The sequence below is a fragment of the Pseudomonas coronafaciens pv. oryzae str. 1_6 genome, assembly GCF_000156995.2.
Classification (GTDB): Bacteria; Pseudomonadota; Gammaproteobacteria; order Pseudomonadales; family Pseudomonadaceae; genus Aquipseudomonas; species Aquipseudomonas tremae.
In genome coordinates this window covers 4,340,491-4,367,487 of sequence record NZ_CP046035.1, presented here as the reverse complement: position 1 = coordinate 4,367,487, position 26,997 = coordinate 4,340,491, and the positions used below count along the sequence as shown (strand labels likewise).

The following is a 26,997-nucleotide window of genomic DNA, read 5'->3' as shown; positions in this document are numbered from 1 at the left end:
AGAAATCAAAAGAAATTACGAGGTCATCGAGTCATGCTTAAGCGTCTCCGCCAAGAGAACTCGCTTCAGAGAAAGCAATCTTCTGCTGTCATAGAACGGCTGCAGCGAGAGCTGGCCCTAGAGCAACAACAACTGGCCAGAAAAGAGGCGGTATTCGCGGCTGCTTTGATTGAGCGGGATACGCACATCCATAATCTGAACCTCACCATTATGGAGCTACAAGGCTCGACCAGCTGGAAGATAACCTCACCGCTTAGAAAACTAGTGGCTGCTATTCGACGCGCGAGCAGCGGAGAGCAAGCACCGGTGGCATTTCCTGCTCATGACGCGCTTTCGCATACGGTAGAGCCAGAGACGCCGGCAGTCGCCCACGCTGAAAACGCACCGGAGCAACTTGACACCTACGCTCGATGGGTCGAAGAGTTCGACACGATTGACGATATTGATCGTCTTTGCATGTATGAGGAAATAGGCGCCTGGAAAACCAAGCCGCTACTTTCCATCATCATGCCTGTTTACAACCCGCCTATCGAGATGCTGAGAGATGCCATCGAAAGCATAAAAACCCAGGTCTACTTCAACTGGGAGTTATGCATAGCCGATGATGCGTCGACCGATCATCGTGTGCGCTTATTCCTGGAGCAGAGTGCTAAATCCGACCACCGGATAAAAGTGGTTTATCGCGAGCAAAACGGTCACATCTCCAAGGCAAGCAACTCGGCGCTCGACATCGCATCAGGCGAGTTCATTGTCCTGATGGATAACGACGACACACTCCCTGAACATGCCCTGTTCTGGATGGCCAAAACGATCAATAATCATCCTGATGCGGCGGTTATCTATTCGGACGAAGACAAGATAGACGAGCAGGGCGTCAGGTCGGCTCCTTACTTCAAAACCGACTGGAACCCATACCTCTTCCGCTCACATAACATGATCTGCCATCTGGGTGCGTACCGCAAAGACCTCGTTGAGCGCATTGGGCGTTTCCGGGTCGGCATGGAAGGCGCTCAGGATTATGATCTCGCGCTTCGCTGCGTTGAACAAGTCGAGGCCGCTCAGATCATTCATATTCCACGTGTACTTTATCATTGGCGTATACATGCAGGCAGCACTGCAATGTCCACCGATGAAAAACCCTATGCACAAAATGCAGGGCAAAAGGCACTGGAAGAACACCTGAAAAGGTCTGGCATCGCCGGGCGCGTCGAGTTACTTGATTTTGGCATGTACCGCGTCCATTACGACCTGCCCGCTGTAAAGCCCTTGGTGAGTTTGATCATACCGACGCGTAATGCTTACGCCTTGGTGAAGCAATGCATTGAGAGCATTCGCCACAAGACGCTGTATCCCAACTACGAAATCATTCTGGTCGATAATGGTTCTGATGATCCGCAGTCGCTGCAGTATTTCGAAATGCTGTCACGTCTGACGGGCGTTACTGTTATTCGAGACGATGGCGAATTTAACTATTCCGCGCTCAACAATAACGCGGTAGAGCATGCCAAAGGTGAACTCATAGGGTTGGTCAACAACGATATCGAAGTCATCAATCCCGAGTGGCTGGATGAAATGGTATCCCTGGCGTTACAGCCTAACTCCGGAGCAATTGGTGCAAGATTGTGGTACCCCGACGAGCGGCTCCAGCATGGCGGCGTAATCATGGGCCCACTGACACTCGCTGGGCATGCTCACAAAATGCTCCCACGTGGTCATCACGGCTATTTTGGCAGGGCGTCGTTAATTCAGGGTATGTCTGCTGTTACCGCCGCATGTCTGATCGTCAAGAAGTCGATTTTCCAGGAAGTGGGTGGGCTTAACGCCAAAGACTTGAAGATTGCGTTCAATGATGTGGATCTGTGCCTGAAAATCATGCAAGCCGGCTACCAGAACATCTGGACCCCTAACGCAGATCTTTACCACCACGAATCCGCAACGCGTGGTTTCGAAGACACCCCAGAGAAAATAAAGAGATTCATCAGCGAAGTTGAGTACATGCAGAACAAGTGGCGGGCGATTATCAAACATGACCCTTACTACAATCCTAACCTGACGCTGGCAGCGGAAGACTTTTCGGTTGCATTTCCTCCGCGAGTCAACGATTTTGCAGGGGTGTAGTTTTTAATCGAATGCTGATATCAATGTAACTGTCGGCTTGGTCGACAGTTACATTGCAGGGCGTAAGCCAGAGTGCTAGGTTGAATGCTTGACGGTTACTGAGGGGGGGCTTTTGCAGTAAATGCAACTTTTGAAAGGAAGAACGTTACCGGCAGGGTCAGTGCTATAGCTGCTAACGGCGCCAGTCTTTCATCAAACGCGAGTTTTTCAACCCAGCACCACAGTATGACTAGGCTCAAACCGTATTGTATGGCATAGATCAGAGGTAGCAGGACAACAGAGCGAATTCCCTGATGGCTTTTGAATACAAAGAATCTATTCAGAACGTAGGCCAGCAGGATGCCTGTCACATACGATATTGTGTAGCTGATTTTATACGACAGGAACATCAACAAAATCAGATAGAGACCGTAAGTCAAGGCGGTATTGAAACCGCCTGACATCAGGAACCGTGCAAAGTCTTGTTTCAAGAATTTTGAAACTGCCTGATTCATCATCGAGCAGTTATTCTGCGTTTGCGATCAGGGATTTAAACTCTTCGTAGTTACGAATGTAGTCCCCTGCGTCATAGTAATGCGATGCAAATACCAACAGCACGGCATCCTGAGAATAGCGATACTGTATGCCCCAAGTCATTGGTGGCAGGTGTATGCCTTGGTTCGGCTTGTCGAGGATAAACTCTTCACGGTTAACGCCGTCGTCCGCTACGACATGCACAGAGCCTTTTACAGCAACCAGGAATTGGTGGCAGATACGGTGTGCGTGTTCGCCTCGAGTCTCGGCAGTTGGAACGTCATACACAAGAAAATAACGCTCGGACTTGAAAGGCACCGAGCGCTCGAATTCGCCCGCCGATAAACTGCCGCGAATGTCAGCGACTTCATTCATGGTGTGCAGCGTGACGTTTTTCACTGATGTAGCGGTTACGCCAGGTGCTGCTTTTTCTGGACGTGCTTCGCTGCTGGCATTAACAGGCTTGGCGTCCACATAACCAATGATCTTGGCCGGGTTGCCCACTACTATCGCGTTAGGCGGTACAGAACGGGTGACAACTGCACCTGCACCGACCATGGCGTTGATACCAATGGTGATACCCGGGAGGATCGTACAGTTTGCGCCAAGCGAGGCGCCTTTTCTGATGATAGTGCGAGAAAAACTCTGTGGGTAGACTTTGCTGCGCGGGAACAAGTCATTGGTAAACGTCGCATTAGGGCCGATGAACACATCGTCCTCAATGGTGATGCCATCCCATACCTGCACGCCGCACTTCAAGGTCACCCGATCGCCAATAACAACATCATTTTCGATGAATACATTGTCACAGACGTTGCATTCAGTCCCAAGGCGGGCACCCGGTAGAATATGAGCGAACGCCCATACCCGTGAATCTTTGCCGATATTTTCGGATTCACACAGGGCGTGGCTGTGAACGAAGAAATCCTTACCGCTGCTCATTAGTTTCTCCAAATCCCTCGATCCGCATTGGGATGGCCAAGGGTCTATTCTTTGTGTTTTCGTAAGTACGCCACGCGTAAGAACCCACGATCCCGAGTCCCAGCAGATTCAAGCAGCCAAGAAACGTGATCGCTAACATGATCATTGCGTAGCCGGGTACTTCGATTCTACCCTCAAGCTTGGCAATCAGTGTGAACACACCAAACAGCGCAGCAAAGGTCGAGCCGAATGCACCGACGCGGGTCAAGATCCGTATGGGCATGTCCGTAAAGGAAAACACGCTGTCCATCAGGTAATTGACTTTTTTACGCAGGGTCCATGCAGAGGTCCCGTGAACCCTTTCCTGCCGGGTGTAAGTGACTACTTCACGGCGATAACCCATCCAGAATATCTGCGCGATGAGCGAGCTGTGACGCTCTTCAAGGGTCAGCAACGTATCTCGAAAAGCCCTGTTGCAGGCAAACATGTCGACGCCGCCTGGTGGAATTTCAGGTATGACGTAGCGGCGATAGAAACCCCAGAAAATCTTTGAGGCGGTTCGTGTTGCCCATGGGTCCTGACGACCCTCACGCACGCCGACCACAACATCAATATCACCGCGCATCAGCACTGTGTTCATTTCCAGAACCAGTTCTGGCGGTTCCTGAAGATCAGCTGCCATTACCGCGAAACGATCGCCCGTACCGTGCTGCAGGCCCGTGCGGATAGCCATGAAGGAACCGAAGTTTCTGGATAGCAAGATCAGCTTGGACTTGAATGATTGCGACGGCAGTTGTTCCCTGAGTATTTCGTAACAGCGATCGGGACTGCCGTCCACAACGAACACGACTTCAAGCTCGTGTCCGAGTTGCTTATCCAGCGCCGTTACGGCAACGAGCAAATCCGGAAGATTGCTCTCGTTGCGATAAACGGGAATGACCAACGTCAGCAAAATCATATCTCCTTGGAAAAGTGCGCGGTCACTGCTTTGATGACGCGATCAACTTCTTCGTCAGTCAGGCCAGGGAAGCAGGGCAGAGAGATAACGGTATCGCATGTACGCTCAGTAACGTCCAGAGCGACAGATGTCGCGGCTGCATACGCTGGCTGCTTGTGGTCTGCAATCGGGTAGTGAATATCAGTGCTAACTGACTTCTCTTTGAGCGCAGCAGCCAGAGCTGCCCGATCTTTTGCGCGAATCACATACAGGTGGGCAACGTAATCTTCCGACACCGAGGATGGCAGCTCGATGTCCAGTCCGGCAAAGGCTTCATTGTAGCGCTTGGCGATCGAACGACGCTGCTCGTTCCAGGTGTCCAGGTGAGGCAACTTGATGCGCAGAATGGCAGCTTGCATCTCGTCGAGCCGGCTGTTGCGACCGCCTGGGATGGCAATACGGTATTTCTGGTCCCAGCCGTACTGGCGAAGCTGGCGGATGCGTGCCGCCAAAGCGTCATCATCGGTAACCACTGCACCGCCGTCACCGAGGGCACCCAGGTTTTTAGTAGGGTAGAAGCTGAAGCAGGCGATGGTGCCAAAGCTGCCCGCTTGTTTACCATTGCGTCGTGCGCCATGAGATTGCGCGCAGTCTTCAAGAACCGGAATACCAGCGGCTGAAGCTATCTGAACAATCTCTTCGACGTTCGCGAGCTGACCGTACAAGTGCGTAACGATGATGGCAGCGGGTTTTTCCTTGGCGATCACTGCCTCAAGAGACTTTTTGCAAAGGGTCAACGTCGCTGGGTCAACATCTGCATATACAGGCGTTGCCCCAACAGCGTGAATGGCTGTACTGCCGTAGAAGCCTGCGTTCGCCACTGCGACAACTCGATTACCGACGACAACGCCAAGCCCCTTGAGCGCGAGCTCCAGTGCATCCGAACCATTGGCCACGCTGATGCAATGCTGCACGCCTACGTAGGCAGCAAACTCTTCCTCGAACAGCTTGACCTCGTTACCCAAAACGTACCAGTGGCTGTCCAGCACGGCCTTTAACGGCGTGGCGAAGTCAAGTCCAGCGTTAGCTTTGATGGCCGAGAAAAGCGGAATATTTTCCATTGGGATTTCCATGATCAGTGAGACGAACGGCTGATGAACTCGCATACATCAGGCATTGCGAAAATTTGAAATGAAGAACTGACAGTGTATAGCTTCAGATTGCACTTGTCGGCGGGAGATACCGACAGGAAGGTGCCTTCATAGCCTGTGCGGAGTGCTGATTTATCCCCGATGGCCGCTGCAACGTCCTGCCTTTTTCCATCGATGTTCAAAGCCCCTACAATTTTACCTTCTTCGACAGCAATCACGTAAAGAGGTACTCCATCACCGGGTTCAATATAACTCCAGCCTCTTATGTACAAACCGTCTGAGGTTTGCCGCATCACGTCAATGTTGCCCCTTGGAAGATCCTGTGACACAGGGGCCTTTAGAGAGAACTCACCGCTCTCTATTGAGAGTCGCTTAGACAACTGAGCTGCGGTAGGGAATGCGCCAGCTGCGTTGATTGGACCGCTTGTCTCTTGCACCGCTTCAGACAAAGGTCTTCCGATGGCCGACTTTTGAAGATTAGGCTGACTTAAAGTGTTTGCGCTCCAAGCAACCATATTGGTCCAAGCCATCCATATAGTGACCATGAATAACCACTTCATGTGGAAATGACGAGATTTCGCGATACGTGCTAGCGACGCGGATGTCTGATGATTCGCATGTGTGGTAGTTGCAATTGAAATAATGAGAGCGAGGAATGGTATGGTGACAAAGAGGTATCGACCTTGCGGCTGAGGTAAACTATTCTGAGAGGCAACTAGGCTAAGAATTATAATTGATGGAAATAAACCAAGAATCATGATTAAAGGAAGTAGGTTTTCTAATATTAATTTTTTCTTGTCTGGCAGTGCGCAGGCTCGTGCCGTCTGGACTATAGCAGTCAGTGTAATTAATATAAGAAGTAATGCTGCTCCCATATAATAAGAGTCGGGGATGTATACATTCATCCAGCCTGTAACCGAAAAATAACTTTTCGTGGCTAAGCTCAGCCATGGCAGGACTGTAGTCATGTCGATTAAATGCCCAGGGCATTTAATATAGCAAGTGCCAAACCCCTGCGCCGGATTAGACTTGTGCATTGCTACAAAGTCCAGTTGTCCGGTAATTCCGGTAATTTCACCGTATTTAAGATAAGTAATTATAAGCATGGGGGCTGAGATAAGCAGGCCCACTACGAGCGCCAACGGGAAGAGTTGGGTAACTTTTCTTTCTCCTGCATATCGATAAGCAATCAGCATGCTGCCAGCAAAGACAAGTGCAGGAAGAAAATAAAGTTTTGCAAGAAACATCAAGCCAAGTGCAGCACCGAAACAGATTGCGGTGTACTTCGTGGGCGATTTTATATAGCCTAGGAGGCTACTTAAAAGCAGTGCGATACTAGCAAGTCCGTACGCATCGCTGTTGAAGTAGGAGAATACAAAAGATACTTGGGGGATAAGGGATATAATAAGCGCGCTAAAAGCAGCGCTCTTTTCTGTCATGCCTGCTCTGCAAGCTATTCTATAAAGTGCACAAATAAAAACAGCGCCGAGTATCCAGTTAAAGCTTCGGGCTGATAGGTATGCCAAATCATCCGGTAGTAACCAACTTAGACCGTATGAACTGATCATGGCACCTATTACATGGGGAAAGGGTAACCCATGATACCAAAACTCTCCGGGGTGCCATGTATAGCCGGAAAGGCTGCCGGTAAATGGCTGTAGTGGCTCCGCAGCATTAGGCAGTTCATGAAATGTTTTGAGGTATTCTAGCAAAAAAAAGTGTGTTGATTCATCAGGTCCTCCATGGAACGAGATGCCTACCGACCATAAGATTAGGACGATAATGTACACGGCAGCTAACAACAATTGGTAGCGGGGCTTTGAGGTTTTCGTAATGCTGTTATGAATAGTATTCTCAGGCACGCAAAGCTCCTAGGCTTTCAGTTTTCCTTGTTTGAGGATTTACTTTGCAAATAACGTTACTCAACTGCTAATCCTCGGAGGCCAGGCCATACTAAAATCCTCGTGGCTCAATGTCAGGTTCGGACTGTAGGCATAGTCAGCTTGAATATCAGGCCAGCGTGACTTGATGTATTCGATTTCCTTGGCGAAGCGCTCTTGCTTTTGCGGGGTATCTTCCAGGCCACGGGTCGCAGATTCATGGTGGTAGAGTTCCGCAAATGGCGTCCATACGTTCACGTAGCCTGCCTCTCTGACTTTGAGGCAGAAGTCCACATCGTTGAAGGCGATTTTCAAGTGCTCCTCCTCCAATCCTCCGACCTGGTCGAACGTGGATTTTTTGATAATCAAACAGGCGGCAGTTACTGCGGAAAACTCCTGGATCAACTCTGCTCTGCAAAAATAACCAGGTGCGCCTTTGGGCAGGTATTTATGGGAGTGCCCCGCAACGCCGCCCAAGCCAGTGATGACACCACCATGCTGCAGCCGATCATCCGGATACCACAGGCGTGCTCCTACGGCTCCGACGTTGGGCTGTAGGGCTATCGAGACCATTTCACTCAACCATTCAGGGGTGATGACCTCGATATCGTTATTGATAAGCCCGATCAGTTCGCCGTTCGCTATACGCACTGCCGCGTTATTGAGCGCTGAGTAATTGAATGGGCCTTCATCACGCATGACGCGAATGTTCTCTTCCTGATCGAGCTGAGCAAAATACTCGAGCGATTCCGGTTCGTCGGAGCCGTTGTCTATCAGGATGATTTCATAATGAGTATACGTCGTCAGTTGCTTGATGCTGTCGATGCACTGTTTGACAAGGGCATGGGCATTCCGGGTGGGAATTATCAGGCTCACCAGTGGCGGCGACGCTGGCAATGCGTAATGAACACGATACATACTCGAAGAAGACAGCTCGGCGATTCCGACGCCGCCTTTGCGCTCCAGGTGTTCATCCAGTGCCTTGACCCCAGCCAGCGCCGCGTAAGGTTTTTCATCACCTGCCATCGCAGTGCTGCCGGCGTGTATGCGCCAATGGTAGAGCACACGAGGGATATGAATAATCTGGTTCCGTTCAAGCTTTTCTACGCACCGCAGTGCCAGGTCATAGTCCTGAGCGCCCTCAAAACCCGTTCGGAATTGTCCGACTTCGTTGACAAGGTCTCTGCGATAGGCGCCGAGGTGGCAAACCATATTCTGCGAGCGGAACAGGAACTCGTTCCAGTCTGACTTGAAGTAGGGCGAACTGCGCTTGCCGTCCGTACTGATCTTGTCTTCATCGGAGTAGATAAGGCCGGCATCAGGGTTTTCACGAATCGTTTTAGCAATCCAGTAGAGCGCATGTCGGGGCAGCAAATCATCGTTATCCATCAGTGCGACAAATTCGCCCGTGGCGATTTCAAGCGCCGAGTTGCTGGCCGCTGAAATATGCCCATTGTCCTCACGAAAAACGACTTTGATCCTGTCATCCAGAGCGCTCAACGATTTCAGGTATTCAATAACCTCCGGATAAGTCGATGCGTCGTCCGCAAGGCAAAGCTCCCACTGTGGGTAGAGTTGGGCACGAACGCTCTCTACCGCTTCGCGCAGTAAATCCAGAGGAGGGTTGTAGACTGGCATGATGATGGAAATGACCGGACCCTCACCCCAATGAGCTATGTCATCGTTGATGCGGTTTATTTTTACATCGTCGAGAGTGTCGTATTGCTGCACCCATAAAGCATAGTCATTCCTGTTTCCGGGCATTGCCTGCACTGTGCTGGTTTTGGCCCACCGCGCTTGAGCAATGACGCCAGCAATACCTCTCGCTCGCCAAACTCGATATGCTTTCTTTGCTGTGCCTGACACACCACCGCCGCGTCGAATAATCATAGGCAGCGAAGTGAGGATGCTCTTTGCTCTAAAGAAAGACCTCGTCACTTTCCTGAGCGGCGCTGTTACCTTCCAGCTGTAAGAGGACTGCATCGAGATGATATTCAGGTTCAGATTATGAATATGAGTATCTCTGCCTTCCAGCTCAAGGCGATGATTTTCCAGCAGCATCAGGTTTTTGCTTTCAAGGCCATCCAGTACTCGACGCTGATGTTGCTTCAGATTCAGCGTTTCGGTCTCGATACTCGTCAATGCGAGGTGATGACTTTCTTTCAAGGCCAGATTTTTAGTTTCAAGATCCGCCAACGTGGTGTGGTGGTTCTCTTGTAAAGACAGGTGCTCGGCTTCGAACTCCTTCAGCCTGAGATGATGGCTCTCTTGCAAGGCAAGATTTTCGGTTTTAAGCCCCATCAGTGCTGCACGGTGGGTTTCCAGAGCCGCCAGATGCTCGCTTTCGGCTTCCATCAACTTGAGCCGATTGCTTTCCAGAATGGCGAGGTTTTGAGCTTCAAGCTCCTCCCGCTCTTGCCGGTGGATTTCTTGCATGGCCAGTTTTTGGGCTTCAAGGTCTGCCAGCACCTGACGATGGCTTTCCTGAAGCGTTGCATTCGCAGCTTCCAGCTCACTCAACGCCAGGCGGTGGCTTTCCTGAAGCGCTGCATTGGCAGCTTCCAGCTCATTCAACGCCAGGCGATGGCTTTCCTGAACGGACAGGTTTTCAATTTCTATATTGGCCAAGGCGAGGCGGTGGTTCTCTTGCTCCGCCAGATTTGCCGCTTCGACAGCCTCAAGTGCAGAGTGCTCTTTAAGGCTCAGGTCCGAGGTGGTTTCAAGTGCCTGTTTGAGCTCTTCTTCTTGTTGAAGCAGTCGTTCAGCGACCTGACCTTCAGTGAGCAGGGTGAACGAGATCTGGACTTTGAATGACTTACCCGTAATCAGCGAATTCAGATCGGCAGGCAACATCACGTGCGGATCATCGTTGAGTGCCATGAACAACGTGCCGTTGGCATCGCTGGAGAATGCTGTGACGCCTGCGGAAGCCAGTTGAGCATCCGTATTGTCGTACCACGCCCATAACTTCGCGTTCGAACTGTAAACCTTGATGGCGCTGATCGAAAATGACTGCCTCAAGTTGGTGGGGTCGAAACGTAAAGAGGCGCATCGGGCTGAAGCGGGAACTTCAAAAATAACCGTCTGAAAACCGTCGTGAACACGCTGGGTTTTTGTCCGGTCTTCAGCGAATCCTCCTTCAGCATCGCCCAGATAAAGCGTTGCCAGCTTAGGCGCCTCGTTTAACTGCGAACCCGTCTTCTGAATGGTGGCATCGGGTGCCCAGTTCAGAAAGCTGGCAGCCTCACGACCAGTGACTTTTTCCTGGAACATGGCTTCGAGTACAGCAAAGCGATTGAGCTCTTCATCCGTCACTGTCAGGCCGACGCTGGCCATCAACTGGATAATGAAGTCGCGCCTGCTGATCATAGTTGCAGTTGGATGGAAAGGTACTGCGCTGGCAATCAGCAGCAGCAAACCACGCATCAGCAAATGCCCCAGCTCCACACCTTCGACCATTTCCCATTCGATGTCGATCAGGTGCGGCTGGCCTTCGCTGTCAAGGATGATGTTCTGCGCAACGGCATCGATATAGTGACCTGGCAGACGCTCGTCTACATGATCAAGTGCAAGATCATGGCCCTCTGATGCAAGCAGCTGTTTGAGGCTGTTTACATACAGTGATAGAAACGGTGTGAAGGTGGCCACGTTCCAGTTGTGAGTTGATGCGGCCTCGTAGAATTTCAGGCTCAGCAGCGAACCTTTGGCGTAACCATGCGCGTCGGGAAGAATGAACTTGTGCGCATCACCAAGACTTTCCGGTACGGGGTTGTCACTAAGGCGGTGGTAGCGAACCTCGATGCCTTCAGGCGTTTCGACGAACACGGTCGCTTTGCAATATTCGGCATTACGGCCTGTGCTGTAGTGGTACGCCAGGATATCGGTCGGTACCACCTGTTCTGGCTGGCAGGAGGCAACTACCAGGAAAGAGTTGGCGAGGTCCATGCCCAAGTGGTTATCAATGACAACGGGCCACGCTCTTTCCAGGTTGAATGTGGTGTTTGCAGGCAGTTGTGGATCTTTTCGAGTGTTCTGGGAAGCGAGCGCAGCCGCGTCGAAGTCATGCGACTTAAAACCGCTTTCAGTGATGATCGAGTTCGGAATTTTGTAGTCGGGGTAGGGGGATAGAAAATCCGACGCCTTGAACCCTGCGCGAGCAATCAGCGCTTGCAGCTCTTTTCGACCAAATGTTTTCGGCTGCCGATCTATATATCGTCCCTCGATGCCATACATCGCAACGCCGACATGGTCTTCTGGTGCGCCTGCAAAATATTTGAGGCCCAGCTGATTTTCGATGGCGATGAACAGGTGGCCGTCAGGTTTCAACAGTTTGCGAACGCGATTCAGCATGCCGAAAGCCGGGTCAGCATCTGCGCTGAACATACTGGCGTATTCAAGAACTCCGATCAGTGTCACTACATCGAACTGTTGGTCGACTTTAAAATCGTCAAACCTTTCAGCGAGTACGGTGACGTTATCCAGGTCTCTCGTTCTGCTTGCGGCAATTGCTGCGCGTCGTGGGCTGCCTTCCAAGGACAGGACCGTAGCGTCTGCTTCACCCAGGTAACGGCTTATTGCGCCGCATCCTGCGCCTATCTCAAGGATTGATTTTCCTTTGATGAGACTCTCGAACGGCCGGAAGATATTTCCACGGCTGGAGGTCAGGTGATAAAGCTTGGGCCAGTCAGTGCAGTACTGTGGCAGTTCACTGGACAGTACTGATACATCCTTCGCGTCACGTACGATACTGGCCAGCTCGGTTTCAGAATTATCGCCGTCGCTGTACGCGATGCCTTGATAATCGGAACGCACCCAAACCCCAGTGCTTGCATCAAGGCTATAGCCGTATTTATCCAGTTCAAACATCAGCAATTACCGGTTCTATGTCCATGGAGGCACCCAGGTCTATCAAGCCCAGTAGCTTCGGAGTAGGTTCTACGACGAAATGTATCGAATCATAGCGTCGGTCGTGGGGCACTATGTCTTCGCTTTGCCGGGAGGCAATGCCTATGGAAATGAAGTAATCACCGGTTGCCAGTGCGTTTTTGAATTTCACGCGAGCCTTGGCCTGTTTGCCGGCATTGCCGATCAGCGCGGTGCCCTCGCAGTCCTGCATATAGGAGTTGGTGCCGTAAACGGTCACGCCTTCTTTGGTCTTGATCGTAAAACCGATAATCGGGTTGACCACCGTGCTGTTAAACCTCAGTGCCAGATCAAGAACGATGTCTTCACCCGACTCGACACTGTTGGGGAACTCCCGTCCCGAAGCGCTCATATGGAAGTCGAGCAGTGTTGCAGCACCGTCCCCCCAGCGGTATTCATGAGGGTTGTAGCCTGGCCTGCTGGCGTACACATCTTCGTCGAAGCGTAGCGCTATCTTGTCGGCTTCGACCGGCGCGGCTTCTACACGCTCGGCTTCGGCAAGGTCCAGGCTTTTGTCGGTAATCGGGCTCTTGTCACGCCCAAACAGAAGATCGGTATAACGATTGATAACAGGACGCGATTCGCCAATCATCTCGATCCTGCTCTTTTCAAGCAAAATCGCGCGATTACAGTGAGTAACGACCTGCTCGCTGGAGTGAGTAACCAAGAGAATACTGGTGCCGTTTTCTTTCAGCTGTCTCAGGCGCTCGAAGCATTTGGCCTGAAAACGGGCATCGCCCACGGAAAGAGCTTCATCCACGACGAGAATTTCCGGATCGACCTGAGCTTGAACCGCAAATGCCAGGCGTACGGCCATGCCGCTCGAGTACGACTTGACCGGCTGATCAAGGAACTCGCCGATGTCGGCAAACCCTGCGATCGCGTCAAAGCGTTCGTCCACTTCGTCACGCGTCAGGCCTAATACTGCGGCGTTCAGGTACACGTTCTCGCGGCCAGTGAACTCTGGATTGAACCCCGAGCCAAGCTCCAGCAACGCCGCTACTCGGCCACGGGTCTGTATTTCGCCGATGGTAGGGCTCAGAGTGCCGCAGATGATCTGCAGCAAGGTGGACTTGCCCGAGCCGTTTCGACCGACGATGCCAACCGTTTCGCCTTTACCAACATTGAAGCTGACGTCGCGTAGCGCCCAGAACTCCTTGCCGTAGGTCGTGGTTGCTGCCTGCCCTGACCAGCGCTGAAGTCTCGGTACAAGCGCTTGCTTCAGGCGGTCGTGGGGTTTGTCGTAGGTGTAAAAACACTTCGATACGTTTTGTACGCTGATAACCGGTTGATCAGATGACATCAGCGAATCCTTTACGTGTCTTTTGGAAGAACCAGAACCCGATGACAGCAATTACCGCACCGACGGCAATTGCGATGCCCAGGCTGTCCCAATGGGGGAGGTTGCCGAACAGCAGTACGCTCCGGCTTTCTTCAATAATGTAGGTCAGCGGGTTCATCTGCAGCCACGGGCGATACACTTCAGGGAGCGCAGCTACAGGATAAAGAACAGGCGACAGGAACAACAGAACGGTAGTCAGCACGGTGATCACGTGGCCGACATCGCGCAGGTATACACCCAGCGAGGCGAGAAACCAGCTGATGCCCAAAGTGCCAAGAATAAGTGGCACCAGAATCAACGGGAACAGCAGTGCGGTCCAGTAGAGCGTGTGCGATATCAACAATTGCGCGATCACAAGCACGATCAGGCTGATGCAACTGTGGAAGAGTGCCGAGCCCAAGGTAATGACTGGCAGGATCTCCAGCGGGAAAACCACTTTCTTGACGTAATTGCTGTTGCTCATGACCAGAGACGGAGCCCTGTTGGCACATTCTGCGAACAGGCCGTGCACGATCATGCCGACGAACAGAAGAATGGCAAAGCCGCCTTTGCCAGTGTCTACGCCGACCCAGCGTGCGCTGAAAATTTCGGAAAAAACGAAGGTATAAACCGCCAGCATCAAGACCGGATTGAAGAATGACCAGGCCAGGCCCATCACCGAACCACGATAGCGGCCAATGACTTCACGCTTGGTCATTTGCGAGATCAATGACCTGTTTGTCCACAGGCTGCTGACTAGGCGTAGAGGTCCCGCCGAGGGTGTTTGGTGAGGATTCATTACGCGAATACCTCAGCGTCTTCGAAGGCGACGGCTTTCTGGTCCTTTGCGGAGAGGGAGGGAGCTTCGCTGAATGGCCATTCGATGCCTACGCTTGCGTCGTTCCACACCAGGCTGCGCTCATGCTCAGGCGCCCAGTAGTCAGTGGTCTTGTACAAGAACTCGGCGCTTTCGGACAGCACGACAAAGCCGTGAGCAAAGCCTTCCGGGATCCACAACTGTTTTTTGTTTTCGGCGGTGAGATGCAGGCCCACCCATTTGCCGAAGGTCGGGGAGCTCTTGCGCAGGTCGACGGCGACGTCAAACACCTCGCCTACGGTTACGCGTACAAGCTTGCCCTGGGGCTGTTGAATTTGATAATGCAGGCCCCTCAGTACACCTTTTACTGAACGAGAGTGGTTGTCCTGAACGAACTTCACAGGCCGACCCACGACCTCTTCGAATGCCTTCTGGTTGAAGCTTTCAAAGAAAAAGCCGCGTTCGTCGCCGAATGTTTTGGGCTCGAACACGATGACGTCTGGAATGGCGAGGCGTGTTGCATTCATAGGTAACGTATCTCCGAAATGCTCATCAAGGTCTGCTCATGCAACCTTGGTTGGGGCGGGCGCGCGTAGAAAAGCGCCTGCGCCAGGGAATGTGATTGCGCCAGTAAAAGGCGGTTTACGGTATCGAAGCTCATTGGCATCGTGTGCGGCACAGACTGGCCGCCTGGGCGGGAAGTCTTCGCGCTGGATAAGGGGATGGTTCTGTCGTCGCTGAGGGGCGCGGAGCATGCATCGTCTATTTGTAATTTTCCGACGTAGGTTCCGACGATGAGTAACACGAGGTCTTCATTGCAGGACGGTTTTACTAAATAAAGCGTATCCGGTATGTGAACTCATTGCTGTAAGGGCAACTTGGGCCTGTCGTCCCTGGCTGGGCGGTACAAATGACCCTGCCTTTCGACTCTGGTTCCGTTCTGGCTACCGGTTTCATTGAGCTTCTGATACCGAAAACAAAGGTCTGCACATTAACATAAGCGGCCGCTTGAGAACATTCAGCGGCCGTGAAATTAAGCGTCTGCGGTGTGCTGTCCGATGCCCGGCCATAAGTGATGTCTGGCAACCTTTGCTCTCATGCAAAGATACTTAAATGCTGCTTTTTCAAAAGCTTGCGAAAGGCACTTCGCAGGTGGGCAGGGAAATATACAGCTGTGGATGAGCCGGATTTGCAATCTAGCGATTATCGGGCTGTTCAGGTTTGTTCAGCGTAGCTGCCAGGCAGGCAATTATGAAAAAAAGCTTGTCTCGGGGCCTTCTGCGGCACTCTCGTGCCTTGAACGCGAGGCGAAGAAATAGCCATCGTGTGCCAGCCGTCTTCCCCGTGGGCAGCGCTTCGTTGCCCCCGGTCAACTGGCTGATCAACAGCACCTGTCCGGCCCACCAGCCGTCAGCAATCTTTTTCAGGCGAGTGAGCAGTGAAGCCAGCCCGGTGTTGGCGCCAACCTGGTTATTGGCATGTTGACGGTAGTCCATGCCGGGAACCGGATCGATAAGCCAGTGGTAGCCTTGGCTGCGAGCAAATGCGTAGCAGTACCAGTCATGCAAACTGACAGCCTGTGCCGCGTCCCACTGCGCAATAAGCGACGCCTTGAAGGCATCCGCAAGAGGGCGGCTCAAAACATAGGTGCAGCCGGGGCCTGCCGCTTCAAAAAGATGGTCCCATCGAACTTGAGGCTGGGCCTTGTCCAATAATAGGCGTTGCCCATTCGGCCAGAAGGCGATGACATTGCTGGAGTAGGCGTGATGGTTGCCGGGCTTCAGGGCCGATACGGCGCGCTCAAGCTTGTCTGGGTACCAGATATCGTCCTGATCGGAAAACGCCACGTAATCGAACGAAGAGAAGTTCACATCCCGAATCAGGCGAAAGAAATTGCGCGACGCTCCGCCGAATCGTGCGGCAAGCGGCAGCAGGGTGATGTTTGCATGGCGCTGCGCATAGCCGGCACACCACGCTTCAGTGCCGTCCGTAGAGGTATCGACACTGATGAACACGCTGACGCAGACATGTGTCTGCATCAGAATGGATTCAAGTTGCGCCTCTATCCATGACCTGCCGTTGTAGGCTGCCAACAGCACGGCGACCTTTGGAGTAACAGACGACATACTGTTCGCAGCCCTGCGGTATGGAATAGAGGTCGGCAGTCTTAGAACGAGCCCAAGTCGAGCAACTTCTGCAGATACTGCCCGTAACCGGTTTTCTTCAGTTTCTGGGCTTGTTCACCCAATTGAGCGGCAGTGATCCAGCCATTGGTGTAAGCAATTTCTTCCAGGCAAGCGACTTTCCAGCCCTGACGTTGCTCGATGGTGTGCACAAAATGGCTCGCTTCCAGCAGCGACTCGTGCGTGCCGGTGTCGAGCCATGCAAAGCCGCGCCCCAGGATCTCTACGGTCAGGCTCTTCTGCTCAAGGTAGGCGCGGTTCACGTCGGTGATTTCCAGCTCGCCACGTTCGGAAGGCTTGATGCTCTTCGCGATTTCAACAACCTGATTGTCGTAGAAGTACAGGCCGGTGACTGCGTAGCTCGACTTCGGCTCTGAAGGCTTCTCTTCGATGCTCAAGGCGCGACCTGTGTCGTCGAACTCGACAACACCAAAGCGCTCCGGGTCGGAAACGTGGTAACCGAAAACGGTAGCACCACTGGTCTGCTGGCTGGCAGAGCGCAGGTTGTCGGAGAAGTGCTGACCGTAAAAGATGTTGTCGCCCAGGATCAGGCAGCAAGGGTCTTCGCCGATGAACTCTTCGCCGATGATGAAGGCTTGCGCCAGGCCGTCAGGCGTAGGTTGCTCTGCGTAAGTGAGCTGAATGCCATATTGGCTGCCATCGCCCAGCAGCTTGCGGAAACTTGGCAAGTCTTCTGGCGTGGAGATGATCAGCACTTCGCGCATGCCTGCCAGCATCAGCACTGACAGAGGGTAGAAAATCATCGGCTTGTCGTAGATCGGCAGCATCTGCTTGGATACGCCAAGGGTGAGCGGGTGCAGACGAGTGCCCGAGCCGCCGGCCAGGATGATGCCTTTACGATTGATGGTGGTCATTTATTCAGAGTTTCCATGAGCATTCGGGCTACACCACTTTGCCAGTCAGGCAGGTGCAGAGAAAAATTGTGGCGCAGCTTTTCTGTGTTCAAACGCGAATTCAGAGGACGTTGCGCAGGTGTCGGATACTCGGCTGTGCCGATCGGGTTGATCGTTTCTACCGCCAGAGGTTCCCCATTGGCGCGTGCATAATCAATCACGTACTGCGCGTAGGCATGCCATGACACTTCGCCGGCAGGCGCCAAGTGGTATATGCCACAGAGTTCCGGCCTTGCAAGCGCTTGCTGCAGCGCCGCCGTGGCTATATCGGCCAGCAACTCTGCGCCTGTAGGTGCGCCAATCTGATCGGCGATCACATTCAGCGTTGGGCGGTCTTTTGCAAGTCGCAGCATGGTCTTGGCGAAGTTGTTGCCGCGTGCCGCGTAAACCCAGCTGGTGCGGAAGATCAGGTGCTTGCAGCCTGAGGCAACAATGAGTCGTTCGCCCTCAAGCTTGGTCGCGCCGTAATAGTTGACCGCAGACACAGCGTCGCTTTCTTTCCACGCAGTGGTCCCGGTACCGTCGAACACGTAGTCCGTCGAGTAATGAACCAACAGGGCGTCTAGCGTGTGGGCCTCTTCTGCCAGAACCTGGCTTGCCAGAGCGTTGACTGTATGCGCGAGTTCCTGCTCGGTCTCTGCCTTGTCGACGGCAGTGTAGGCCGCGGCGTTGACGATGACTTGAGGTTGAACGCGGCGAATCGTGTCGCGCAAACCTTCGAGGTTGGAGAGGTCACCGGAAAGGTCGCCATAGTCTGTAGAGACGGTGTGGCGATCAAGCGCCACGACCTCGCCCAGTACCGCCAGAGAGCGTTGCAGCTCCCAACCGACCTGGCCGTTTTTTCCCAGCAGAAGAATTTTCATCATTTATCGGCGCGTGCTGTGTAGTTTTTGTCGATCCATTGCTGGTAGCTGCCGCTCTTGACGTGGGCAACCCACTCAGGATTGTCGAGGTACCACTGCACGGTCTTGCGAATTCCCGACTCGAAGCTCTCTTCCGGTACCCAGCCCAGTTCGCGCTGGATCTTGCTGGCGTCGATTGCGTAGCGCAGGTCGTGGCCAGGACGGTCCTGAACATAAGTGATCAGGCTGGCATGCGGACGATGAGCCGAATCCGGGCGCATCTGGTCGAGCAGGGCGCAGACAGTGTTGACCACTTCGATGTTCTGCTTCTCGTTGTGACCGCCGATGTTATAGGTTTCGCCGATCTCGCCTTCAGTCACGACCTTGTAAAGCGCGCGAGCGTGGTCTTCGACGTACAGCCAGTCACGAACCTGATCGCCTTTACCGTAAATAGGCAGCGGCTTGCCTTCCAGCGCGTTGAGGATGATCAGCGGGATCAACTTCTCGGGGAAGTGGCACGGGCCGTAATTGTTGGAGCAATTGGTGACCAGGGTCGGCAGGCCGTAGGTACGGCTCCAGGCACGTACCAGGTGGTCGGAACTGGCCTTGCTGGCGGAGTAGGGCGAGCTTGGCTGGTAAGGGGTGGTTTCAGTGAAGAGGTCTTCCGGGCCTTCCAGATCGCCATACACTTCGTCGGTCGAAATATGATGGAAACGGAAGTTGGCCTTGCGCGCTTCATCCAGCTGGCTCCAGTAGCCGCGTGCAGCTTCAAGCAACACATAGGTGCCGATGATGTTGGTCTGGATGAACTCCGACGGGCCGGTGATGGAGCGGTCTACGTGGGATTCGGCTGCCAGGTGCATGACGGCATCAGGCTGATGCTCTTTGAAGACCCGATCGAGGTCTTCGCGGTTGCAGATATCGACGTGCTCAAACGCATAGCGCTCGCTTTGATCCGCGGACTGGAGTGATTCAAGATTGCCCGCATAGGTAAGCTTGTCGACGTTGACGACGGAGTCCGTTGTATTGGCAATGATGTGCCGAATGACCGCCGAACCGATGAAGCCTGCACCGCCTGTTACTAAGATCTTCAAAAGAGTATCTACCTTGGGTTGTGACAAGGCTCTGCCCGGTCCGTGGAAACAATCGCTGATCAGTCGCCGTCTTTGACATCTGCTTGCGTCAAACACGAATGTTTAAAATGACGTGGATAAGCGACGATTAAAGGACGATATTTTACATAGAAAAATAGACATCCCCAGCAAATAATTCGAGGGGGTCTGAAATAGTACTGCGGGCTGCTGCGCACCGACCCATAGAAACGCAAAAGCCCCGCTTAACGGGGCCTTTGGGGCGATGGATGAGAGCCGCCTATGGTTTAGACGTTAAACCGGAAATGCATCACATCACCGTCCTTGACGATGTATTCCTTGCCTTCCAGGCGCCACTTGCCTGCTTCCTTGGCGCCAGCCTCGCCCTTGAACTGGATGAAGTCGTTGTAAGCCACGACTTCAGCGCGAATGAAGCCTTTTTCAAAGTCGGTGTGGATAACACCTGCGGCCTGTGGTGCGGTAGCACCAACGCGGACGGTCCAGGCGCGGACTTCTTCGACGCCTGCGGTGAAGTAGGTCTGCAGGTGAAGCATTTCGTAGCCGGCGCGAATTACGCGGTTCAGGCCGGGTTCTTCGAGGCCCAGGGCTTCGAGGAACATGTCTTTCTCTTCGCCGTCATCCAGCTCGGCGATTTCTGCTTCGATCTTGTTGCAGACCGGCACCAGCATTGCGCCTTCTTCTTCGGCAATGGCGCGGACCACGTCCAGCAGCGGGTTGTTCTCGAAGCCGTCTTCAGCAACGTTGGCGATGTACATGACCGGCTTGGTGGTCAGCAGATGGAAGCTGCGAATGACGGCTTTCTCGTCATTGTTCATGCTCTTCATCAGGCTGCGGGCGGGCTTGCCTTCGCTGAAGTGTGCGATCAGTTGCTCGAGCAGGCCTTTCTGGACCACTGCGTCCTTGTCGCCGCCCTTGGCGTTGCGCGTGACCTTTTGCAGCTGTTTTTCGCAGCTGTCGAGGTCGGCGAAGATCAGTTCCAGGTCGATGATCTCGATGTCACGCTTGGGGTCGACGCTGTTGGAGACGTGAATCACGTTCTCGTCTTCGAAGCAGCGCACTACGTGGGCGATGGCGTCGGTTTCGCGGATGTTGGCGAGAAACTTGTTGCCCAGGCCTTCACCCTTCGAGGCGCCTGCCACAAGGCCGGCGATGTCGACGAACTCCATGGTGGTCGGCAGGATGCGCTTCGGGTTGACGATGGCTGCCAGGGCCGCCAGGCGCGGGTCAGGCATTGGTACGATGCCGCTGTTTGGTTCGATGGTGCAGAAGGGGAAGTTCTCGGCTGCGATACCTGATTTGGTCAGCGCGTTGAACAGGGTGGACTTGCCGACGTTAGGCAGGCCGACGATGCCGCAATTGAATCCCATGGTGTTTCCCCTCGAGTGATGTCAGGCCTTCTGGCTGTGCAGGTTTTTCATCGCCCGGTTCCATTCACTGGCGAGGATATCCGGCAGCACGCCGAGGGCAAAATCGATACTGGCGTCCAGTTTTTCCTGTTCGGCGCGTGGCGCTCGACCCAGGACAAAGCCGGATACCTTGCTGGCATCGCCCGGGTGGCCGATGCCAAGCCGCAAGCGATGAAATGTGTTCTGGTTGCCGAGCTGCGCGATGATGTCGCGCAGGCCGTTGTGACCGCCATGGCCGCCGCCCGTCTTGAGTTTGGCAACGCCCGGAGGCAGGTCAAGTTCGTCATGCGCCACCAGAATCGATTCGACCGCAATGCGGTAGAAACCGGCAAGTGCCGCGACGGCCTGGCCGCTGCGGTTCATGTAGGTGGTGGGGATCAGCAGACGAACATCCTGACCCTGATGCGTGAAGCGCCCGGTCAGGCCAAAGAATTTGCGCTCGGGAACGAGATTGACTCGTTGCGCCGCAGCAATACGCTCAACAAAAAAAGCCCCTGCGTTATGCCGGGTCTGTTCGTACTCAGCGCCTGGATTTCCCAGGCCCACGATCAGTTGTATGGCGGTCACGACAGGGGCTCTTCCTTTGGAGTTGTGGTTTCAACCGCTGGCGACAGCGGCAATACTGGCGAAAACTGCTCATTTACCATGATGTAAACTCCGCGATCTCGCCCGCTTTGCCTGCTATCGCTCGCGGTGTTTCCTGAGCAACTCCGACGTTACCAAGTAATGAATTACTCGGCAGCGCCTTCTTCACCTTCGCCTTCTTCTTCGTCTTTGACGATGCGCGGTGCGTGGACGTTGGCGATTGCCAGGTCAGTACCGTGTGCCAAAGCAACGAATTCGACGCCTTTAGGGGCTTTCAGCTCGGACAGGTGAACGTTGTCACCCACTTCCAGTGCGCCCAGATCTACTTCGATGAACTCAGGCAGGTCTTTCGGCAGGCAGGTCACTTCCAGCTCGGTGGTAGTGTGCGAGATCTCGCCGCCTTTCTTGACCGGAGCTTCTTCGTTCAGGAAGTGGATCGGTACGATTGCGGTCAGTTTCTGACCAGCAATAACGCGCACGAAGTCAGCGTGCAGCACATGGCCTTTGGCCGGGTGACGTTGCAGTGCCTTGATGATCACGTTTTGCTTCTTGCCACCAACGTTCAGCTCGATGATGTGGCTGTAGGCCGCATCGTTTTCGAGCAGCTTGGCAACTTCCTTGGCCAGCATGCTGATGGACTCAGGGGCTTTGTCGCCACCGTAGACGACAGCTGGAACCAGGCTGGCGAGACGACGCAGGCGGCGGCTCGCACCTTTCCCCAGGTCGGAACGCTGTTCTGCATTCAGGGTAAATTCGTTCATGTTGTATCTCCAAATTAACCACATCCACCGTCGCGTTTGCGACCAGCGCTCGGGCGGTATGGGCAAAAAAGCCCCGCCCTGACCGGATGTCAGGGCGGGGCGCTTTTCGTCAGCAAAGTGCAGGCTAAGGGAAACCCCTTAGCGGAACATTGCGCTGATCGATTCTTCGTTGCTGATGCGGCGAACCGCTTCGGCGACTACCGGTGCAATATCCAGTTGGCGGATACGGCCACAGGCTTGAGCGGCGGCGGACAACGGGATGGTATTAGTCACCACCAGTTCGTCCAGCACAGAATTTTCAATGTTTTCGATGGCCCGGCCCGACAGCACAGGGTGTGTGCAGTAGGCGAAGACCTTGGCAGCACCATGCTCTTTCAGGGCCTTGGCCGCATGGCACAGTGTGCCGGCGGTATCGACCATGTCATCAACCAGAATGCAGGTACGCCCTTCGACATCACCGATGATATGCATCACTTCGGAGTGATTGGCTTTCTCACGGCGTTTGTCGATGATACCGAGATCTACACCCAGAGATTTGGCAACAGCACGTGCGCGCACGACGCCGCCGATATCCGGGGAAACGATCATCAGGTTTTCAAAGCGCTGGTCTTCGATGTCATCCACCAGAACGGGGGAGCCGTAGATGTTATCTACCGGAATATCGAAGAAGCCCTGGATCTGGTCAGCATGAAGATCAACCGTGAGCACACGGTCGATTCCCACTACGGTCAACATATCGGCAACGACTTTCGCGCTGATAGCAACACGTGCGGAACGCGGACGGCGGTCCTGGCGGGCATAACCAAAGTAGGGAATCACAGCAGTGATTCGGGACGCTGAGGAGCGGCGGAAGGCATCAGCCATCACGACGAGTTCCATCAGGTTATCGTTCGTTGGTGCGCAGGTCGGCTGAATGATGAAGACGTCTTTACCGCGGACGTTTTCATTAATCTCAGTGCTGATTTCACCGTCGGAAAACTTTCCAACAGAAACATCACCCAGTGGGATATGCAGCTGACGTACTACACGCCGAGCGAGATCGGGGTTGGCATTCCCCGTAAAGACCATCATCTTGGACACGCGCAGTACCTAGAGGCTGAGGGTAACCTGGATGAGTATAGAAAATGGCAGGGGCGGCTGGATTCGAACCAACGCATGGCAGGATCAAAACCTGCTGCCTTACCGCTTGGCGACGCCCCTGTATTGAATCAATCGAGTGCTTGACACCCAATTCCTGTTACAGAATCTGTAGCTTGCGATGCAACATCGAGATGTTACTTCCTTTCGCTACGAACCCTGTAAGGGTCTCTGTAAGAAGGGCCGAGACTTTATCAGCTTCAGCTTTGTTTGGGAAGGCCCCAAACACACAACTTCCAGTTCCGGTTAATTTTGCTTCGGTAAAATTACCTAACAAATTCAAAGCGTTACGTACTTCCGGGTAACGCCTCTCTACAACCGCCTTACAGTCATTTCGACTGTTTCCCTTGGGAACGGGGCGCACTTTAATGGGCGGCGTGTCGCGTGTCAACAACGGATCTGAAAAAATTTCTGCTGTACTTACAGCGACTTGCGGCACGAGCACCAAATACCACGGTTCTTCCGGGTTTTCCGGGGTCAGGATTTCACCGATACCCTCAGCAAATGCTGCGCGGCCACGCACAAAAACCGGCACGTCGGCACCCAGTGTCAGGCCCAGCGCGGCAAGACGATCTTCATCCCAGCCCAGTTGCCACAAATGATTCAGGCCGAGCAGGGTAGTGGCTGCATCGGAACTGCCGCCACCGATGCCGCCGCCCATGGGCAGGCGTTTTTCCAGCCAGATATCCATGCCCAGCGTACAGCCGGACTGTTGTTGCAATGCGCGGGCGGCTTTGACGATCAGATTGCTGTCATGCGGAACACCGGGGACCTCAGTCTGCAGGCGGATTTCACCGTCTTCACGGATTGCAAAACCCAGTTCGTCGCCGTAGTCGAGAAACTGAAACAGGGTTTGCAATTCATGGTAGCCGTCGGGGCGGCGGCCGAGGATGTGCAGCATCAGGTTCAGCTTTGCCGGAGCCGGCAAAACCAGTTGTGGCGCGCTCATGATCATTGCCCCAGCTTGCGGGGCTGCCAGTCCTTGATGACCAGCGTGACGTCGAGATCCTGGCCGTGCAGCTTGACCCGTTCCGGCAGCCAGTAGCCGTTCTGCTCGACGTAGCTCAGGTATTCCACCTGCCAGCCATCCTGATCGAGACTGGCCAAGCGGCTGTCGCCATCCAGCGTCACGCTGCTTTTGCTGTCGGGGGCGGGCAGGCCGCGTACCCACCATACAAGGTGCGATACCGGCAATTTCCAGCCCAGTTGATCTTGCAGGAGAGTTTCTGGCGTAGTGGCCTCATAGCGACCCTGATTGGCCACTTCGAGCACTACCGCGCCCGGCCTGCCGGTCAGGCGCGCAGCACCTCTACCCAGCGGGCCTGACAGGCGGATGTCGTAGTAGTCCTGGCGTTGCAGCCAGAACAGCGTGCCGCTGCCGGAATCCTTTGGTGCGCGGATGCCTACCTTGCCGTTGATCTGCCAGCCGTCAAGGCTGGTCAGTTGCTGTTTGTGTTCGCGCCATTGTGCAGGGTCGCCCTTGCCTTGAACGGATTCGCGAGAGGTTAGCCCGGCGCAACCGGTGAGCAGGGCAATGAGGCTGAATACGATTACGTGGCGCAAAAACATGACGTTAAAGGTTCTCTGATCCGGTCAGGCGCCGCAGAGTGCTGCGCAGGACGGTGCTGTCGGGTTGTTGTTCCAGGGCCTTGGCCCACACTTTTCGGGCTTCGCGCTGTTCGCCTTTGGCCCACAATACTTCGCCGAGGTGCGCAGCCACTTCATGATCCGGGAAGCGTTCAAGTGCCTGACGCAGGTAGCGCTCGGCGTCGTCCAGGTTGCCCATGCGGTAGTTCACCCAGCCAAGGCTGTCGAGAACCGCCGGGTCATCAGGGCTGATCTGATGGGCTTTCTCGATGAGCTGACGTGCTTCGGCGTAGCGCGTGGTGCGGTCGGACAAGGTATAGCCGAGCGCATTCAACGCCATGGCGTTTTCCGGCTCGCGCTTGATGATGGTTCGCAGGTCTTTTTCCATCTGCGCCAGATCGTTGCGCTTTTCAGCCAGCATGGCACGGGTATAAAGCAGATTGACGTCATCCGGATACTGCTTGAGCGCCTGCCCCAGAACCTGCCAGCCACGATCCAGCTGATCATTGCTGGTCAGCGTCTCGGCTTCGATCAGGTAAAGCTGTATCGCATAGTCGGGCTCTTCGGCCCGCGCTTCGGACAGGCGTTTGGCCGCTTCGGCACCGTTGCCGTTGCTGACCAGAATATCGGCCTGGCGCAATTGCGCGGCAAGGTAGTCGGGACCAGGTCCGACCTGAGCGTATTCGTTGAGTGCGCTTTGCGGGTCTTCGCGCTCTTCGTGAATACGACCCAGGTTCAGGTGCGCGGAGTCCACGTGGGCGCCGCGCTCGATCAACTCTTCAAGATAACCCGCAGCCTCATCCCAGGCCTTGGCTTCCAGGCAGACCAGTGCCAGCGAAAAGCGCAGTTCGTCGTCATCGGGGTACTGCTTGAGCAGGGAGGAGAACTGCACTTTGGCGTCTTCCATGCGGTTCTGCTCGACGAGCATGCGCGCATATGTCAGGCGCAGGCGCTTGTCGTCCGGGTATTTCTTGATGCTTTTTTCCAGCAGGGGCACTGCTTCCTTGCCGCGGTTCATGCTTTGCAGCAGGCGCGCGCGGAGCAGGATCGGCGCTACTTCACCTTCTTTGGGCGGGTTGTCTTCCAGCAGCTTGAGCGACTGTTCGGCGTCTCCGTTCTGCTGAAGCAGCAACGCCTTGCCGAAAATGAGCTGGCTGTTGTTCGGGTATTTGCCCAGCAGACGGTCGAAGCTCTTGAGCAGACCGTTGCGTGTGTCGGAGTCGGTTTCGGCAGCTGACAGCGCCAGAAAGTCGAAATGCGTGTCGCCCTGACCTTGCAGAACCCTCTCCATGTACGCCAGAGAGTCGTCGTAGCGACCGGCGCGCGCCAGCTGAATGGCTGCTGCCCGTTGCGCTTCAAGACTGGTCGGCGCGTTTTTCGCCCAGACCAGTGCGGTTTCGAGCGCCGACTGGTCGGCGCCCATGTACTCGGCGATCTGGTAGGCGCGCTCGGAAACACCCGGGTCCTGGGTCTTTATCGCCTGGGTGACGTAGTTATCCAGCGCGATGTCAAAACGATTGCGCTGGCCGGCCAGCTCCGCGCTCAACAGGCTGACCAGCGTGTCCTGAGTGAACGAGCCATAGACTTGCGGCTTGGGTTCAGGCGCTGGAGGCGCGTCTTTTTGAGCGGGCACGGGCTGCGACGAGGCGGGGCCTGTGGACTGGCAGCCGGCTAGAAAAGCAAGAGCAAGGAACAACGCGGAGGATCTATTCATATATAAGAAGGGCGGCTTACCTGCGGTGGGAGCATCATGACACAAGGCTGTCGGCAAAACCCACAGCCGTTGGAAAAACTGATGCAATGCGTGTGTTTGCTACGCTGCGGACCCGAAAGCGCGGCCTGCAACGAGCGATTGTAGTGGGACAATAATATCCGGTGGTTGTTCTGAG

General features: G+C 54.3%; 21 protein-coding genes and 1 tRNA gene. 1 reads left to right on the top strand and 21 read right to left on the bottom strand.

The window, feature by feature from the left end; translation table 11 throughout:
* Positions 1-33 precede the first annotated feature (33 nt).
* Positions 34-2,118, top strand: coding sequence for a glycosyltransferase (locus POR16_RS19590; protein ID WP_042932349.1), 2,085 nt, complete (start codon positions 34-36; stop codon positions 2,116-2,118).
* 95 nt (positions 2,119-2,213) lie between these two features.
* Here the strand turns inward: POR16_RS19590 and POR16_RS19585 are convergent, their stop codons facing one another.
* From POR16_RS19585 to POR16_RS19485, 21 genes are all read right to left on the bottom strand, one after another.
* Positions 2,214-2,615: a GtrA family protein gene (locus tag POR16_RS19585; protein WP_005891094.1), complete on the bottom strand. Its 402-nt coding sequence runs from the start codon at positions 2,613-2,615 to the stop codon at positions 2,214-2,216.
* A gap of 7 nt (positions 2,616-2,622) precedes the next feature.
* Complete coding sequence (locus tag POR16_RS26830) at positions 2,623-3,573, bottom strand: WxcM-like domain-containing protein (protein WP_055002209.1); 951 nt, start codon at positions 3,571-3,573, stop codon at positions 2,623-2,625.
* The gene (locus tag POR16_RS19575) at positions 3,560-4,510 is read right to left on the bottom strand and encodes a glycosyltransferase family 2 protein (RefSeq protein ID WP_005891101.1); all 951 of its coding nucleotides are present in this window, start codon (positions 4,508-4,510) and stop codon (positions 3,560-3,562) included. Before POR16_RS19575 ends, POR16_RS26830 begins: the two co-directional genes overlap by 14 nt.
* A complete protein-coding gene (locus POR16_RS19570; RefSeq protein WP_005891103.1) occupies positions 4,507-5,610 on the bottom strand; it encodes a DegT/DnrJ/EryC1/StrS family aminotransferase in 1,104 nt (367 codons plus the stop codon). Before POR16_RS19570 ends, POR16_RS19575 begins: the two co-directional genes overlap by 4 nt.
* A 14-nt stretch (positions 5,611-5,624) precedes the next feature.
* Entirely contained in the window at positions 5,625-7,502 is a 1,878-nt protein-coding gene (locus tag POR16_RS19565) for an ArnT family glycosyltransferase (RefSeq protein ID WP_051126724.1), read from the bottom strand.
* Between the two features lie 60 nt (positions 7,503-7,562).
* Complete coding sequence (locus POR16_RS19560) at positions 7,563-12,386, bottom strand: glycosyltransferase (protein ID WP_042932415.1); 4,824 nt, start codon at positions 12,384-12,386, stop codon at positions 7,563-7,565.
* Positions 12,379-13,746, bottom strand: coding sequence for an ABC transporter ATP-binding protein (locus tag POR16_RS19555; RefSeq protein ID WP_005891109.1), 1,368 nt, complete (start codon positions 13,744-13,746; stop codon positions 12,379-12,381). The genes POR16_RS19560 and POR16_RS19555 overlap by 8 nt, the downstream gene beginning before the upstream one ends.
* A complete protein-coding gene (locus POR16_RS19550) occupies positions 13,736-14,563 on the bottom strand; it encodes an ABC transporter permease (RefSeq protein ID WP_024670109.1) in 828 nt (275 codons plus the stop codon). Before POR16_RS19550 ends, POR16_RS19555 begins: the two co-directional genes overlap by 11 nt.
* Positions 14,563-15,108 carry a dTDP-4-dehydrorhamnose 3,5-epimerase gene (gene rfbC / locus POR16_RS19545; protein WP_005891114.1) on the bottom strand — a complete coding sequence of 182 codons (546 nt, stop codon included), beginning with the start codon at positions 15,106-15,108 and terminating at the stop codon, positions 14,563-14,565. The genes POR16_RS19550 and rfbC overlap by 1 nt, the downstream gene beginning before the upstream one ends.
* 669 nt (positions 15,109-15,777) lie before the next feature.
* Entirely contained in the window at positions 15,778-16,707 is a 930-nt protein-coding gene (locus tag POR16_RS19540) for a glycosyltransferase family 2 protein (RefSeq protein ID WP_005891120.1), read from the bottom strand.
* Between the two features lie 41 nt (positions 16,708-16,748).
* A complete protein-coding gene (gene rfbA / locus POR16_RS19535; RefSeq protein WP_005891123.1) occupies positions 16,749-17,639 on the bottom strand; it encodes a glucose-1-phosphate thymidylyltransferase RfbA in 891 nt (296 codons plus the stop codon).
* Entirely contained in the window at positions 17,636-18,541 is a 906-nt protein-coding gene (gene rfbD, locus POR16_RS19530; protein WP_024690456.1) for a dTDP-4-dehydrorhamnose reductase, read from the bottom strand. Before rfbD ends, rfbA begins: the two co-directional genes overlap by 4 nt.
* The gene (gene rfbB / locus POR16_RS19525; protein WP_005891130.1) at positions 18,541-19,614 is read right to left on the bottom strand and encodes a dTDP-glucose 4,6-dehydratase; all 1,074 of its coding nucleotides are present in this window, start codon (positions 19,612-19,614) and stop codon (positions 18,541-18,543) included. The genes rfbD and rfbB overlap by 1 nt, the downstream gene beginning before the upstream one ends.
* A 284-nt stretch (positions 19,615-19,898) precedes the next feature.
* Positions 19,899-20,999, bottom strand: coding sequence for a redox-regulated ATPase YchF (gene ychF / locus POR16_RS19520; RefSeq protein WP_024670112.1), 1,101 nt, complete (start codon positions 20,997-20,999; stop codon positions 19,899-19,901).
* 21 nt (positions 21,000-21,020) lie between these two features.
* A complete protein-coding gene (gene pth / locus POR16_RS19515) occupies positions 21,021-21,605 on the bottom strand; it encodes an aminoacyl-tRNA hydrolase (protein WP_005891136.1) in 585 nt (194 codons plus the stop codon).
* 164 nt (positions 21,606-21,769) lie between these two features.
* Entirely contained in the window at positions 21,770-22,384 is a 615-nt protein-coding gene (locus POR16_RS19510; protein WP_005891139.1) for a 50S ribosomal protein L25/general stress protein Ctc, read from the bottom strand.
* Positions 22,385-22,522: 138 nt separating this feature from the next.
* Positions 22,523-23,464: a ribose-phosphate pyrophosphokinase gene (locus POR16_RS19505; RefSeq protein WP_003317125.1), complete on the bottom strand. Its 942-nt coding sequence runs from the start codon at positions 23,462-23,464 to the stop codon at positions 22,523-22,525.
* A 45-nt stretch (positions 23,465-23,509) separates the two neighbouring features.
* A tRNA-Gln gene (locus POR16_RS19500) sits at positions 23,510-23,584 on the bottom strand.
* A gap of 37 nt (positions 23,585-23,621) precedes the next feature.
* The gene (ispE, locus tag POR16_RS19495) at positions 23,622-24,470 is read right to left on the bottom strand and encodes a 4-(cytidine 5'-diphospho)-2-C-methyl-D-erythritol kinase (protein ID WP_005891141.1); all 849 of its coding nucleotides are present in this window, start codon (positions 24,468-24,470) and stop codon (positions 23,622-23,624) included.
* Between the two features lie 2 nt (positions 24,471-24,472).
* Positions 24,473-25,090, bottom strand: a complete 618-nt coding sequence (lolB, locus tag POR16_RS19490) for a lipoprotein insertase outer membrane protein LolB (RefSeq protein ID WP_005891143.1) — start codon at positions 25,088-25,090, stop codon at positions 24,473-24,475.
* Between the two features lie 4 nt (positions 25,091-25,094).
* Positions 25,095-26,822: a tetratricopeptide repeat protein gene (locus POR16_RS19485; protein WP_122381137.1), complete on the bottom strand. Its 1,728-nt coding sequence runs from the start codon at positions 26,820-26,822 to the stop codon at positions 25,095-25,097.
* Positions 26,823-26,997 lie beyond the last annotated feature (175 nt).